This is a genomic window from Pseudomonas sp. LBUM1660 (assembly GCF_059695935.1).
In genome coordinates this window covers 6,090,071-6,103,316 of record NZ_CP166795.1, presented here as the reverse complement: position 1 = coordinate 6,103,316, position 13,246 = coordinate 6,090,071, and the positions used below count along the sequence as shown (strand labels likewise).

Annotated in this window: 14 protein-coding genes; 8 read left to right on the top strand and 6 right to left on the bottom strand. The window is 60.1% G+C overall.

Annotation, left to right across the window (positions count from 1 at the left end; all coding sequences use genetic code 11):
• Nucleotides 1-143 precede the first annotated feature (143 nt).
• Nucleotides 144-695: a disulfide bond formation protein B gene (locus tag ACA068_RS28395; protein ID WP_497306326.1), complete on the top strand. Its 552-nt coding sequence runs from the start codon at nucleotides 144-146 to the stop codon at nucleotides 693-695.
• Nucleotides 696-872: 177 nt separating this feature from the next.
• Entirely contained in the window at nucleotides 873-1,331 is a 459-nt protein-coding gene (gene rsd, locus ACA068_RS28390; protein WP_403100019.1) for a sigma D regulator, read from the top strand.
• Nucleotides 1,332-1,390: 59 nt separating this feature from the next.
• Here rsd and ACA068_RS28385 read toward each other — a convergent pair whose 3' ends face one another.
• On the bottom strand, nucleotides 1,391-2,056 hold the full coding sequence (locus ACA068_RS28385; RefSeq protein WP_497306324.1) for an FKBP-type peptidyl-prolyl cis-trans isomerase: 666 nt from the start codon (nucleotides 2,054-2,056) through the stop codon (nucleotides 1,391-1,393).
• Between the two features lie 192 nt (nucleotides 2,057-2,248).
• On the opposite strand from ACA068_RS28385, the gene ACA068_RS28380 reads away from it, so the two are divergent.
• Nucleotides 2,249-3,325 (top strand): AlgP family protein, encoded by a 1,077-nt coding sequence (locus ACA068_RS28380; RefSeq protein WP_497306322.1) that lies wholly within the window; start codon nucleotides 2,249-2,251, stop codon nucleotides 3,323-3,325.
• Here the strand turns inward: ACA068_RS28380 and ACA068_RS28375 are convergent.
• On the bottom strand, nucleotides 3,322-3,786 hold the full coding sequence (locus tag ACA068_RS28375) for a TIGR02444 family protein (RefSeq protein WP_497306320.1): 465 nt from the start codon (nucleotides 3,784-3,786) through the stop codon (nucleotides 3,322-3,324). The two genes, ACA068_RS28380 and ACA068_RS28375, sit on opposite strands and share 4 nt — an antisense overlap.
• 50 nt (nucleotides 3,787-3,836) lie before the next feature.
• On the opposite strand from ACA068_RS28375, the gene ACA068_RS28370 reads away from it, so the two are divergent.
• The 3 genes from ACA068_RS28370 (at nucleotide 3,837) to rhtB (ending at nucleotide 7,189) form a co-directional block, all read left to right on the top strand.
• Nucleotides 3,837-5,747: an ATP-binding cassette domain-containing protein gene (locus tag ACA068_RS28370; RefSeq protein WP_497306317.1), complete on the top strand. Its 1,911-nt coding sequence runs from the start codon at nucleotides 3,837-3,839 to the stop codon at nucleotides 5,745-5,747.
• The gene (locus ACA068_RS28365) at nucleotides 5,747-6,328 is read left to right on the top strand and encodes a mechanosensitive ion channel family protein (RefSeq protein WP_172791907.1); all 582 of its coding nucleotides are present in this window, start codon (nucleotides 5,747-5,749) and stop codon (nucleotides 6,326-6,328) included. The genes ACA068_RS28370 and ACA068_RS28365 overlap by 1 nt, the downstream gene beginning before the upstream one ends.
• Nucleotides 6,329-6,556: 228 nt before the next feature.
• Complete coding sequence (rhtB, locus tag ACA068_RS28360) at nucleotides 6,557-7,189, top strand: homoserine/homoserine lactone efflux protein (RefSeq protein WP_497306315.1); 633 nt, start codon at nucleotides 6,557-6,559, stop codon at nucleotides 7,187-7,189.
• 194 nt (nucleotides 7,190-7,383) lie between these two features.
• On the opposite strand, the gene ACA068_RS28355 is transcribed toward rhtB, so the two are convergent.
• From ACA068_RS28355 to ACA068_RS28340, 4 genes are read right to left on the bottom strand one after another with little or no spacing between them, the layout of a single operon-like run.
• The gene (locus ACA068_RS28355; RefSeq protein ID WP_497306314.1) at nucleotides 7,384-8,127 is read right to left on the bottom strand and encodes a penicillin-binding protein activator LpoB; all 744 of its coding nucleotides are present in this window, start codon (nucleotides 8,125-8,127) and stop codon (nucleotides 7,384-7,386) included.
• 3 nt (nucleotides 8,128-8,130) lie between these two features.
• Nucleotides 8,131-8,721 (bottom strand): penicillin-binding protein activator LpoB, encoded by a 591-nt coding sequence (lpoB, locus tag ACA068_RS28350; RefSeq protein ID WP_497306312.1) that lies wholly within the window; start codon nucleotides 8,719-8,721, stop codon nucleotides 8,131-8,133.
• Nucleotides 8,722-8,744: 23 nt separating this feature from the next.
• Nucleotides 8,745-9,119, bottom strand: coding sequence for a YcfL family putative periplasmic lipoprotein (locus tag ACA068_RS28345; RefSeq protein ID WP_497306310.1), 375 nt, complete (start codon nucleotides 9,117-9,119; stop codon nucleotides 8,745-8,747).
• A 12-nt stretch (nucleotides 9,120-9,131) separates the two neighbouring features.
• The gene (locus ACA068_RS28340) at nucleotides 9,132-10,529 is read right to left on the bottom strand and encodes a COG3014 family protein (RefSeq protein ID WP_497306309.1); all 1,398 of its coding nucleotides are present in this window, start codon (nucleotides 10,527-10,529) and stop codon (nucleotides 9,132-9,134) included.
• A gap of 166 nt (nucleotides 10,530-10,695) precedes the next feature.
• On the opposite strand from ACA068_RS28340, the gene ACA068_RS28335 reads away from it, so the two are divergent.
• Nucleotides 10,696-12,594, top strand: a complete 1,899-nt coding sequence (locus ACA068_RS28335; RefSeq protein WP_497306307.1) for an FTR1 family protein — start codon at nucleotides 10,696-10,698, stop codon at nucleotides 12,592-12,594.
• Nucleotides 12,595-12,720: 126 nt separating this feature from the next.
• Nucleotides 12,721-13,176, top strand: a complete 456-nt coding sequence (locus ACA068_RS28330; protein ID WP_497306305.1) for a YaiI/YqxD family protein — start codon at nucleotides 12,721-12,723, stop codon at nucleotides 13,174-13,176.
• Nucleotides 13,177-13,246 lie beyond the last annotated feature (70 nt).

Below are 13,246 nucleotides of genomic sequence, written 5' to 3'. Positions count from 1 at the left end.
TCCTACAGAGGGCTACATCAAATCCTCTCGACGCTGTCGGGAATTCCCTACACTTCTGGTGAAGTGTCCGTGCCGGCCTGCCTTGAAAGCCTGGCGCGCTTTCCTCTACCGTAACCGCCTGTCTCTACTGTTACGGATAAGCCATGTTTTTGGCCTGCTCACGCTCCTTGTTTTTCATGGCTTTTATTGCAGGTGCCCTGGCCTTGGGCGTTTCCTATTACCTGGAATATGCAATCGGCCTCAAGCCTTGCGGGTTATGCCTTTTGCAGCGAGTCTGCCTGGCGTTGTTTACCGGTGTCTGCCTGACTGCTTCGGTGCATGGCCCCGGCCGCTTCGGGACTTTTCTTTATTGGCTGCTCGGTTTGTCATGCAGTTTCGCCGGTATGGTCACGGCGTGGCGGCAAGTCTTGTTGCAAAGCGATCCGGCGCATCAGCTATCGACCTGCTCCACCAATCCGCAGGCCCTATACGAGAACCTGCCCTGGCTGTGCAAAGTGACGCGGATGTTCAAAGGGGACGAAGATTGCGCAGAAATCTCCTGGACGTTGTTCGACCTGAGCATCCCGGAATGGAGTCTGCTGCTCTTCGTGGCGATGACGATTCTGGGTGTTTATCAGCTGCTGCGCGTTGTCTGGCTTGCCTGCGAGCGACCGCTCAGCGGCGTGTCGTCGCACCGGGGGCTGGCGGGTGATTAAACACTTGTATGAACTTTATCTCCTGCGTACCTTGAAGCCATTGTCGCGCGGGCATAATCTGGCCCGCACGTGTCATTGGAATTATGTTGCTCGATGACGCTCTGCCTGGTCGATTCTTGATTTTCAAGTCTGCGACAGGTGTAGGGCAGCATGACCCATAAGGGAAGAGAGATCACCATGCTCGAAAGTTGTCAGAATGCTCAGGAACGTTGGGGTGGAGTGCATCTGCTGATCGATCGCTGGTTGCAGGAGCGTCACGAACTAGTTCGGGCCTACGATGCTCTCGGCGCCAAGCCAGAGGCTTTGGGCGAAAACCGAAAACCGTTGCAGGAATTCTGCGGAGTGCTGGTCGATTACGTGTCTGCCGGGCACTTCGAAATCTACGAACAGCTGACCGGCGAAGCCAAGGCGTTTGGCGATACTCGCGGGCTGGAGCTGGCCGAGACGATTTACCCGCGCATCGACGTCATCACCGAGAAGCTACTGGCGTTCAATGACCTGTGTGATGCAGGCAAGTGCGTCGCAGAAAAATTCAAGGAGCTGGGCGGGCTGTTGCACGAACGCTTCGAACTGGAAGATTGCCTGATCGAAGTGCTGCACACGGCTCACAAGGAAGAGGACCCGGTTCAGGCCTGAACCTCTCCTGCAAGACTAAAAAACGGTGCGCTATGCGCGCCGTTTTTCGTTCCCGGCTTTCAGCTTGTGGCGCCGCGCAATTCGACTTCGAACACCAGCGGTGTGAACGGCGCGATCAGGTCGCCGGCACCGTCCGCGCCATAGGCTTGGGAAGATGGAATCACCAGGCGCCATTTCGCACCCACCGGCATGTTTTGCAGTGCGCTGCGCCAGCCGCTGATCACACTATCCAGACTGAACCACTGCGGCTTGCTGTTCTGATCGAACACCGTGCCGTCAGGAAGGCGTCCGATATATAAAACTTCGACCTTGCCGTTAGGGCCGGCCTTGGCGCCAGAGCCCGGTGCCAACTCCGTCAGCAATACTCCATCCGCCAGTTCGCGAACACCCGGTTTGGCTTTTTCCTCGGTGAGGAACCGCTGCTCTTTTTCCAGCGCGATTTCACTTTGCGCGACGGCAGGTTGCTCGGCGACCTGGGCTTCGTGCTCGGCCAGAATCTGTTCGATCTGCTCGTCTTTCAATGCCAGTGGCTTGCCTTGATAGGCTTGTTGCAGGCCGTCGAGCAATGCCTGGAGTTGTAGATCCGGCACCTCTTGGCGCAAGCGCTCACCCAGGCTCGCACCCAAGCTGTAAGCAAGATCGTGAGCCTCATTTGGGGTGGTTTTTTCGGCGGCCTGGGCCACCGAAAAACACACACACAACGATAAAAAAAAGTAGCGCGACATGGGCACACTCCGATCTGAGATGCGGTGGATTATGCCAGTGTGAGTGCGCTCAAAGGTGAACTGGTTTTGCACCCGCGCAGAAGAATTTCAATCTGTTGCAACGCAGCGCTTTCGATACTGTCAACATGCCCTAGCGGCGGTGTCATCAGAGGTCTAGTATGAGCCGCACCCACGTCAGCCAGGAGGTAAACCATGTCGGCCACCAAGAAGCCTGTAAATACCCCGTTGCACTTACTCCAACAACTCTCGGGCAGCCTGCTCGATCATTTGGAAAACGCTTGTTCCCAAGCCTTGGCTGATGCTGAAAAACTGCTCGCCAAACTGGAAAAACAGCGCGGAAAAGCGCAGGAAAAATTGCACAAATCCCGTACCAAATTGCAGGACGCTGCGGCTGCCGGTAAAGCCAAGGCACAAACCAAAGCGAAGGGTGTAGTGAAAGAGCTTGAGGACTTGCTCGATGCCCTCAAGGATCGTCAATCCGAAACGCGCAGCTACATTCTGCAACTCAAGCGCGATGCTCAAGAAAGCCTGAAACTGGCCCAAGGTATCGGTCGAGTACAAGAGGCTGTCGGCAAGGCGTTGTCCCTGCGTTCGGCCAAGCCTGCTGCGGCACCTGCCAGGAAAGCTGCTGCCAAACCGGCGGCTGCAAAAGCACCGGCCAAGCCTGCTGCCAAGGCGCCGGTGAAAGCCGCCGCCAAGCCAGCAGCAAAACCAGCAGCGAAAAAAACCGTCGCGGCCAGCGCTGCGAAACCGGCTGCTAAAACGACGGCTGCCAAGACTGCCGCCGCCAAGCCAGCCGTGGCGAAAACCGCCGCAGCAAAACCAGCTGCAAAACCAGCTGTAAAAACGGCCGCTAAACCTGCAGCTAAACCAGCTGCCAAAACCGCTGCAGCGAAACCTGCTGCCAAGCCGGCTGCGAAATCTGTCGCGGCTAAAACTGGTGCAAAACCAGCGGTAAAAGCTGCTGCAAAACCAGCTGCAAAACCGGCAGCAAAACCTGCTGCGGCTAAACCTGCCGCTGCTGCCAAACCGGCCACCGCCAGCGCTGCAAAACCTGCCGCAGCCAAATCTGCTGCCAAGCCAGTCGGGGCCAAGCCTGCTGCCAAACCAGTGGTGAAAAAACCTGTTGCCGCCAAGCCAGTTGCCAAGCCAGCCAACCCGGCTCCGGCGGCAACGTCTGCTTTAGCAGCAGCCACCTCGACAGCCACGCCAGCGCCAACGCCGGCCGCCGCATCGATCGCAGCAACCACCCCAACCAGCGCTTCCTAAGTGCCGGTTACCGCGACGCGCAGCTGATGCAGCGCGTCGCGGTCCAGGTGGGCGGCGCCTGCCGCCACACCTTCCAGCCAGGCTGTTAGATCGGTTGCCTCACACTGCGGCCAACTCTGCGCCGATCGCTCCAGTCGCAACAACAGATGTCGCTCGGCTTCCAGTTCCAGTGTCTTCACTTGTTCGCGCAACGTATTCAGCTCGGCGTCCTCAATCGCGACGGTTTTCCATTGCATGCGCAATGCTCGCAGCGGTTGCACGACATCGGCGTCCCAAGGCTCGGCCATGTCGCGAAGCAGCTGCAATCGTTGCTCATTGCAGGTGACGCCTCGGTCTCCCAGCCATAACCCACAGAGCAGAAGGCACACATTCACGTCTGCCGACTGCAATTGCAGGCACGCGTCTTCAACACCGGGACGGGCGTAGGTGGTAAGGGAAAAGCTCCACAGGTCAGAGGACATAGTGCTACTCGCGCCAGTTGCGAGCGAAGCTGGTAGACTCCGCCGCCATTATGATTCGACTTCAGAACCTGACTTTACAGCGTGGCCCTCAACGTCTGCTAGAAGACGCTGAGCTGACCCTGCACGCCGGCCACAAAGCCGGCCTCATCGGTGCCAACGGCGCCGGCAAATCGAGCCTGTTCGCCTTGATCCGGGGTGAACTGCACCCGGACTCGGGTGACTGCTTCCTGCCGGCCGACTGGCGCATCGCCCACATGCGTCAGGAAATCGAGACCCTCGAACGCCTGGCGGTCGACTACGTGCTCGATGGTGACCTGCGCCTGCGTGAGGTGCAACGCGACCTCGCCGCGGCCGAAGCATCGCATGACGGCGCGGCTCAGGCCCGTCTGCACGCGGAACTCGACAGTGCCGACGGTTACACCGCCGACGCCCGGGCCCGCAAGCTGCTGGCCGGTCTTGGTTTTACTAACGAGCAGATGGATCGTCCGGTAGGAGATTTCTCTGGTGGCTGGAGGATGCGTCTGAACCTGGCGCAGGCTTTGATGTGCCCCTCGGACCTGTTGCTGCTCGACGAACCGACCAACCACTTGGACCTCGACGCCATCATCTGGCTCGAAGAATGGCTGAAAAGCTATCCGGGCACCTTGCTGCTGATTTCCCACGACCGGGATTTCCTCGATGCCGTGGTCGATCACGTGGCCCACGTCGATCAGCGCAAGATCACCCTGTACCGCGGTGGTTACAGCGCCTTCGAACGTGCCCGCGCCGAACGCCTGGCCCAGCAACAGCAGGCCTACGAGAAGCAGCAGGCGCAACGTGCGCACATGGAAAGCTACATCGCCCGCTTCAAGGCCCAGGCCACCAAGGCCCGTCAGGCCCAGAGCCGGATCAAGGCACTGGAGCGGATGGAAGAACTGTCCGCCGCGCATGTCGATTCGCCGTTCGACTTCGTCTTCCGCGAATCGCAGAAAATCTCCAGCCCGTTGATCGATCTGTCCGACGCTCGCCTGGGTTATGGCGACAAAGCCGTGCTGGAGAAGGTCAAGTTGCAACTGACCCCCGGTGCGCGGATCGGTTTGCTCGGCCCGAACGGCGCCGGTAAGTCGACCCTGATCAAGAACCTCGCCGGTGAACTCTCGCCATTGGCTGGTCGCCTGACCCGTGGCGAGAACACCGTCGTGGGCTACTTCGCCCAGCATCAGCTGGACTCTCTGGATTCCAAGGCCAGCCCGTTGCTGCACTTGCAGCGCCTGGCACCGACCGAACGCGAGCAGACCCTGCGCGACTTCCTCGGCGGTTTCGACTTCCGTGGCGCGCGTATCGACGAGCCGGTGCTGAATTTCTCCGGTGGCGAAAAGGCCCGTCTGGCCCTCGCATTGATCGCCTGGGATCGGCCGAACCTTCTACTGCTCGACGAACCGACCAACCACCTGGACCTGGAAATGCGCCTGGCGTTGACCATGGCCCTGCAGGAGTTCAGTGGCGCCGTGCTGGTGGTCTCCCACGATCGCCATCTGCTCAAAAGCACCACCGACAATTTCTATCTGGTGGCTGACGGCAAGGTCGAGGAGTTCGACGGCGACCTGGAAGACTACGCCCGCTGGCTGGTCGACTACCGTCAGCGCAATGCCCCGGTCAGCAACACCCCGGTCAACCCGGACAAGACCGATAAGAAGGCCCAGCGCCAGGCCGCTGCTGCGTTGCGTCAGCAACTGGCACCGCATAAGCGTGAGGCTGACAAGCTCGAAGCCGAGTTGGGCAAGCTGCACGAGAAACTGGCGAAGATCGATACCAGCCTCGGCGACAGCGACATTTACGAACCGGCGCGCAAGAACGATTTGCGCGATCTTCTGGCTGAACAGGCCAAGTTGAAGGTGCGTGAAGCCGAACTGGAAGAAGCCTGGATGGAAGCTCTGGAACTGCTCGAAAGCATGCAGGCGGAGCTGGAGGCGCTGTCCTGATGGAAGCGTTCAAGCTGCCGCTGCCGGCGGGGTGGGGCGAGCCGATCTGGTTCGCTGCGCAAATCCTGCTGATCCTGTTGGCGGGTTACTTTGCCCAGCGCTTCGTCGCTAAATGCCTGACTCGCCTGGGCGAGCGCTACCCGTTTCCACCGCAGCTGCTGATGCCACTGCGCGGCGGTTTGCGCTGGCTGATCATGGGCAGTGCGTTGATTTTCGTGCTGGAACGCCTCGGGGTTTCGGCCACCGTGCTCTGGACCGCGTTGTCCGGGTTTGTTGCAGTCGCGGCGGTGGCGTTCTTCGCCATGTGGAGCGTGCTCTCCAACCTGCTCTGCGCGATCCTGATCTTCACCGTCGGCCCGTTCCGCATCGGTGACGTCGTCGAACTGGTGGACACCACCGACAAGCCCGGCGTCAAAGGTCGGGTGGTGGCGATCAATCTGCTTTACACCACGCTGATTGAAGCGGAAGAACTCGGTACCGGCAGTGCCATGGTGCAAGTGCCCAACAGCCTGTTCTTCCAGCGTTCGGTTCGGCGCTGGCGCGGCACGGATGTGTTTCCGTTGAGCGGGATCGAAAAGTAAGCCTTCTGTTGGCTGACAGTCCGCCTTCGCGAGCAAGCCCGCTCCCACAGTTGACCGCGTTCTTGTTTAGAGACTCGGTCAACTGTGGGAGCGGGCTTGCTCGCGAAGGGGCCCTGAAGCCATAAAACGCTGGTCGGCAGTCGCTCTGTCCGACAAAAAAATCGGTAGTCATCCGCCCAAAGCCGCATTAGCTTAGACGTCTGTCACGAGTCTGAGTCGAGGTGTGCAATGGAGCTTCAAACATGGCTGGCGTTTTTTGCTGCCTGCTGGGTGATCAGCCTGTCTCCCGGTGCCGGCGCCATTGCGTCGATGTCCAGCGGTCTGCAATACGGTTTCTGGCGCGGTTACTGGAACGCCCTTGGCCTGCAAGTTGGCCTGGCGGTACAGATCGCGATTGTCGGTGCCGGTGTGGGCGCGATTCTCACGGCATCAGCCACCGCTTTCTATGCGATCAAATGGTTCGGTGTGGCGTACCTGGTTTACCTCGCGGTCAAGCAATGGCGCGCGCTGCCCAGCGACATGAGCGATGACGCGGCCGTGCGTCAGATCGGCAAACCTCTGGCTTTGGTGTTCCGTGGGTTCCTGGTCAACATCAGCAACCCCAAGGCCCTGGTGTTCATGCTGGCGGTGTTGCCGCAGTTCATTGATCCCCACGCGCCGCTGTTGGCTCAGTACCTGATCATCGGCGTGACCATGGTCTGCGTCGACCTGATCGTCATGGCCGGGTACACCGGGTTGGCGTCGAAGGTACTGCGTCTGTTGCGCACGCCCAAGCAGCAAAAACGCATGAACCGCACGTTTGCCGGGCTGTTTATTGGTGCGGCGGCGTTTATGGCGACGCTGCGCAAAGCCGCGGTGTAAAACCTCTCAGGGGAGGCGCGATCCATTGTGGCGAGGGGGCTTGCCCCCGTTGGGTCGCGAAGCGGCCCCCATCCCAGCAATATCGATGCATCAGGTAAACCGCGGTTGCCGGTTTTACGACTGCTTCGCAGCCGAACGGGGCGGTGCGGCGTTCCGACAAGCCCCCTCGCCACATTGGAATGTCAGCCTGGATATCAGCGCAGGATGACCGGCGCGGTATCCGGCGGCAGGTCGTTGTGCGGCTGCGGTTGTCCTGACGGCGCATGACTGCCATCCCCGAGCTGTTCGCTCAACTGGCGAGCCACGTCCTCACCCAACGACCTCGACACGTCCCGCACCACCCGGGGCCGGTTCAGCGAAACGTGGATATCCCGATCATTTACCAATTTGGTGTCCTGAGCTTCGCCCATCGCCGTGAACGCCGAGGTGATCTCATACGTCTTGGTGTTGATCAGGCTGAAGTCTGCCACCAGGGTCAACGCCAGCACTGCCGAGTAGCTGTCAGTGTTGGCCAGTTCATTCATGTCCTGGGTGAAGTCGATGTCCGACAGTGTGCCGAACAGCACGTAGTCGGCGCCTTTGAAGTCGCCGGCCTTGATGCGCTTGATCACGTCGTACACATCACTTCTGGCGCTGGCGGTGTAGGGCGAGCCCTGAATCAGCTGGAACATCCCGGTCTTGAGCATCTGGCCTTTGATGTCGCCACTGAAACGGCGGATTTCGGTCTGTTCCAGGTAGCTGTTCTGCGTCGTGTATTCGTCGTAACTGGACGAGCCACTGGCGCCGTAATAGTCCTGCTGATGATTGTCCCGGGCCGAGATCACGTGAACGTATTGATCCACGCTGGCCTCATAGGCAAGGTCGGTAACGGCGATTTTCGGGGCCGCCTGTACGCCAACGGCGCAGGTCAGGGCCAAGATGCCAATCCATGCACGCATTGCTTAGCGCTCCGTGGTCTTGCGGATTTCTTTCTCGTCCATCCACTCGGCCAGCCCGCTTTCGACATCAATCAATTGCAGGCTGAATTTGTAGAAGACGTCCTTGTAATCGTTGCTGCGCTTGACGATGGAACTGATCGAGCCTTCCAGGCGATAACGGGCAGCGATCATGTTGCCGGTTTTGGCCACCGTGCTCTTCTTGTACAGACCGCTCTGGTTTTGCAATTTCAGATGGTCGACCTGACTCTGCATGTCCGTGTTGTCGCTGGCAAAGCGCGCGGTGCCGGAACGCATCAGCTGGGTCTTGATCGACGTGGTGATTTCCCGGGTGTCGATGTACTCGCTGGTCTTGTTCATCACGTCGTACACCTGAACCACCGGGCGGCCCTTCAAAACACCGGACTGGGCGAGGGAGCGGGTCATGCTTTCCGCGATCATTTGCAGGTCGGTCGAGCCGAATTCGTTGGTGATCAGTTCCACGGCTTTCGGGTCGCCATAACTGATGTTGCCACTGCCCAGCACCGGTGAGCGATTGTCGGCGCAGCCTCCGATCAGCAACGCAGCCAGGGCAAGGAACGAAACACGTACAGACATGGGCAAGGTCTCAAGTGGGCGAGTCACGGCGTATTGATCTCCAGGCGCAAATCCACGGCTTGGGGCACAGGGGCAATGGCCGGCAGAAAACTCGTTTGCTCGGTATACAGGGTCAGGCTTTTCCAGGTGTCGGCGTCGGCCACTGGGAAGCCTTCCGGTCCCAGCCAAAGATATCGGTAATAGAGCGTTCGGTTACGGGTGTCGGTGTTGCTCAGCTGCGTATTGACCGTCAGGAAACCGTTTTCCCGGGCCATGCGCATCGGGCCGATGGCGACGTTCTCGATCGGCCCGGTGGCCAAGACTTTGCTGGCGGCACTGCCCGGTTCCGGCGGTGGGGGCGGGGTGGCGCAACCGGCCAGCAGGGCCAGCGCGACAACGGCGAAGCATTTCAATCCCATGAAAATCTCCGTTCAGGGTTGAGCAGGGCTGATGGCAGCCTGCGGTGCGGGAACAGTGTCGAGCCGCAAGGCGACGTCGGCGGCGAATCGGCGGCTACCCACCGCGCGCAGACTGAAGGCCTGGTGTATCTGATCCACCTTGAACCTGACCGGTGTTGCGTCCGGCGCGTTGGGCAGCGTCAGTTGGTGCTGGCCTTTCTTGAGTCGCAGGCGGGCAACCAGCGTTTTGTCCGGCAACGTGCGCCAGCCACGGGTGTCGGCATCCTCGCGTTGAAGCTGTTGCAGGATCGTTTCTTCAAGTTTCTCGGGCCTGTGTTTTTTCAGATAGGCCAGGTATTCGACATTGGACCGGGCGCGGTGGAGCGTGCGTTGAATAATGCCCGGCATGTCGTCACGCAAGGTGCGCCGCGACATGTCGCCGAAGCTGTTGAGCAACGTCAGTTTGTGTTTTTTGCCATCCACCGTGATGAAGTCCACAGGCGGAGTGGACGTGTCGGGGATGAGGATCGGGAACGACATGTTAGTGATGTAGGTTTCACTGTCGACGTCCACCGAAATCGGCACGCGGACGGAGCTGCGTGCTGGTGCGAGGCCGGTTTGCACGATCAGCAGAACGTCGACCTCGCCGGCCTTCAACGGGGATTTGGCCAGATTGCGCAAGGCTTGCTCGAGCAGCGGCGTATTGGGCCGCAGTTCGATGGCCTGGCGATAACCCGGCGCGGCGAGGTCTTTCTCGTTCAGCGATTCATAAATGAATCCGGCGAGGTAATGGCTGAACGCACTCTGGTAGCTGTTCTTCAGCGCGATCACTTCGGGGGCGTCGAGGGTCGCGACCGGGTACCCCTGAAGGTCCTGGAATTTCAACGCGACCCCTTGTTCCTTCGCCTGGTTTTCCATTTCCAGGTACTGCTTGTCACGCTTGTCGGCAATGGTTGCTTCGCGCTCGTGGGTTTTCTTGATCATGACGCGAGCGATGCTCACGTCGGCACTGGAGAGGCTCGCCAGGGCCATTTGCGTGGTCAGGGCGACCTTCTCGAAATCGTAGCCATCGTACAGGCGCACTTTGTCATTGGCGCCGTAACTGTTGAATTCGGTGAATGCTTTGAAGGCGTCGAATCTTGGCGAGTTTTCCCAGCCCTCGATCAGCTTGTCGGCGTAATCCCAGTTTGCGTGATTACCGGTCACATGGGCGCCGAGTCGCAGTAATTCGCCTTTTTCGAGGTTGTAGAGCAGGTCACCCGGAGCGAAAGGATTGTTGCGGTCGAGCACGGCAACCGCGTCATCGAGTTGCCCGGCCTTGAAATAATCGAGTGTCTCGTTCAGCTCCGCGTTGTAGTCACGCATCGTGGGACAGCCGCTCAGTAGCAGGCATGCACTGAGTACAAACATGAAGCGCAGGCGGGTGGCCATTTGCTGTGTGTCTTCCTTGAAGATAAGCCGCCATGAGGCGGCAAATTATAGACTTGGATGATGGCACTTTGTTCCTGCACTCCAGCGGCCGACGCAGACAAAGCTTGAGTGAATGGCACTGGAAGTGAACAATGTGTTACTTCGTATTTCCAATTGAGATTGATTCATGACTGCCCCGTCCCGTTTCCTGGCCTGGCTGGTGTTGCCGCTGTTTGCCTTGTGCAGTTTCAATCTGCTGGCGGACACCGTGGAAGGCGCGCCGCAAGCCCTGCATTTGCTCGATTACATTGGCGCGGACTACCCGCAGACGGTGCAAGCGGGCAAGGTCATCGACGACTCCGAATACCGCGAGCAGCTGGAATTCATCAAGGTCTTGCAAGGCTTGATCGCCGCGATGCCGGCCAAGCCGGAAAAAGCCGGGCTGGAGCAGGGCGTCAGCACGCTGCGCAGCGCCATCGCTGCCCGTCAGGACGGCGCGGACGTGGCCCGTCAGGCTCGGCAGCTCGGTGCGAAACTGGCCGTGACCTATGAAGTCAGCCAGGCACCGATCATTACTCCGGATCCAACGCGTGGAGCACCGCTATACGCCCAGCATTGCTCGGTTTGCCACGGCGATACGGGGGCCGGTGACGGTCCGGCGGGTGTCGGCCTGACGCCACCACCGGCCAATCTGCGTGACACGGCGCGCCTGGACCACCTGAGTCTGTACGCGATCTACACCACCGTGGGCCTGGGCGTCGAAGGCACGGACATGCCGGCCTTCGCCGATCAGCTGGACGATCGTCAACGTTGGGACCTGGCGACCTACATCGCCGGTTTCAGCGCCGATCCGGCCGGCGCTACATCCGAAAAGACCTACAACATCGCCGACCTCGCTCGTCAGACCCCGGCCGAAGTGCAGGCCGCCGATGGCCCGCAAGCCGCCACGACGTTCCGTGCGCAGCGGGCACAACCGCCGCAGGTCAAGCGTGGCCCGGCGCAGTTGCTCGATTACACCGCTGCGACTCTGGACAAGAGCCTCTTGGCCTACCGTGCCGGTGATCACGATCAAGCCTATGACTTGTCGGTAGCGGCCTATCTGGAGGGCTTCGAACTGGTCGAGAGCTCGTTGGACAACGTCGACGCCAACGTGCGCAAGGACACCGAAAAATCCCTGATGGCTTACCGTCAATCGTTGCAGGACGGTTTGCCGGTGGCCCAGGCCCAACAGCGTCTGGACGCAGCCAAGGCCAAGTTGAAGGAGTCCGCCGGGTTGCTGGGCAGCGATGGCTTGAGCTGGTCCCTGAGCTACGTCTCCGGTTTACTGATTTTGTTACGCGAAGGCCTGGAAGCGATTCTGGTGCTGGCGGCGATTCTGGCGTTCCTGCGCAATACCGGCCAGCAGTCGGCGGTGCGTAGCGTCAACGTTGGTTGGGGCCTGGCGTTGCTGGCCGGTCTGGCAACCTGGGCGTTGGCGGCCTATGTGATCGATGTCAGCGGTTCGCAACGCGAGTTGCTGGAAGGTGCGACGGCGTTGTTTGCCGCCGTCATGGTGCTCTGGCTCGGCGTGTGGATGCACGACCGTCGCCATGCAGCGGCGTGGCAGGACTACATCAAGAGCAGCCTGGTGGGCGGCGGTGGACGCTTCGGCTTTGCGACGCTGGCGTTTTTCTCGGTGTATCGCGAGCTGTTCGAGGTGATTTTGTTCTACGAAACCCTGTGGCTGCAGGCGGGTCCCGCCGGGCATAACGCGGTGCTGGCCGGTGGTGCGACGGCGCTGGTGTTGCTGGTCGGGCTGGCGTGGGTGATCCTGCGCGGCTCGCAGAAACTGCCGCTGTCGTTGTTCTTCAGCATCAACGCCGGTTTGCTGTGCGCACTGTCGGTGGTGTTTGCCGGGCATGGCGTGAAGGCGTTGCAGGAAGCCGGGATCTTCGGCACGCGGCCGGTGCCGTTCTTTGACTTTGACTGGCTGGGGATCCACGCTGACGCGTATTCGCTGAGTGCTCAGGCGGTGGCGATCATTGCGATTATCGTGCTGTATGGCCGTAGCTGGATGGCGGAGAAGCGTAGGGCGCAGGTTTCTTAAGAGCATTCGCTGCGCTCATATTCGCGGGCAAGCCTCGCTCCTACAGGTTGTCCGCGGCTCCAAATAACGCGTGAATCCTGTAGGAGCGAGGCTTTCCCGCGAAGCTTTTAGAAGAGGGAAAAGTCTATGCGTGTCTGGATCGATGCCGACGCCTGCCCACGGGCGGCGAAGGAGCTGGTGGTGAAGTTCGCACTCAAGCGCCAGTTCGAGGTGGTGCTGGTGGCGGGGCAGCCACAGATCAAACCGGGCCTGGCCCTGGTGAAGCTGATCGTGGTGCCCAGCGGCCCGGATGCCGCCGATGACTATCTGGTGGAACATGCGGTGCCGGGTGAACTGGTGATTTGCAGCGATGTGCCGCTGGCCGATCGGCTGGTGAAGAAGGGCGTTGCCGCGCTGGACCCACGGGGCAAGGAGTTCGATGCGCAAAACATGGGCGATCGGTTGGCGGTGCGTAACCTGTTTACCGATCTGCGTGAGCAGGGCCAGATGAGCGGCGGGCCGGCGCCGTTTGGTGAGCGCGAAAAGCAGGCGTTCGCCAATGCGCTGGATCGGATACTCACGCGGCTGACCCGCAAAACCTGAGCCTTACAAAGAACCCTGCGGGAGCGAGCCTGCTCGCGATGGGTCCCTCATATTCACCATTGATGTCGAC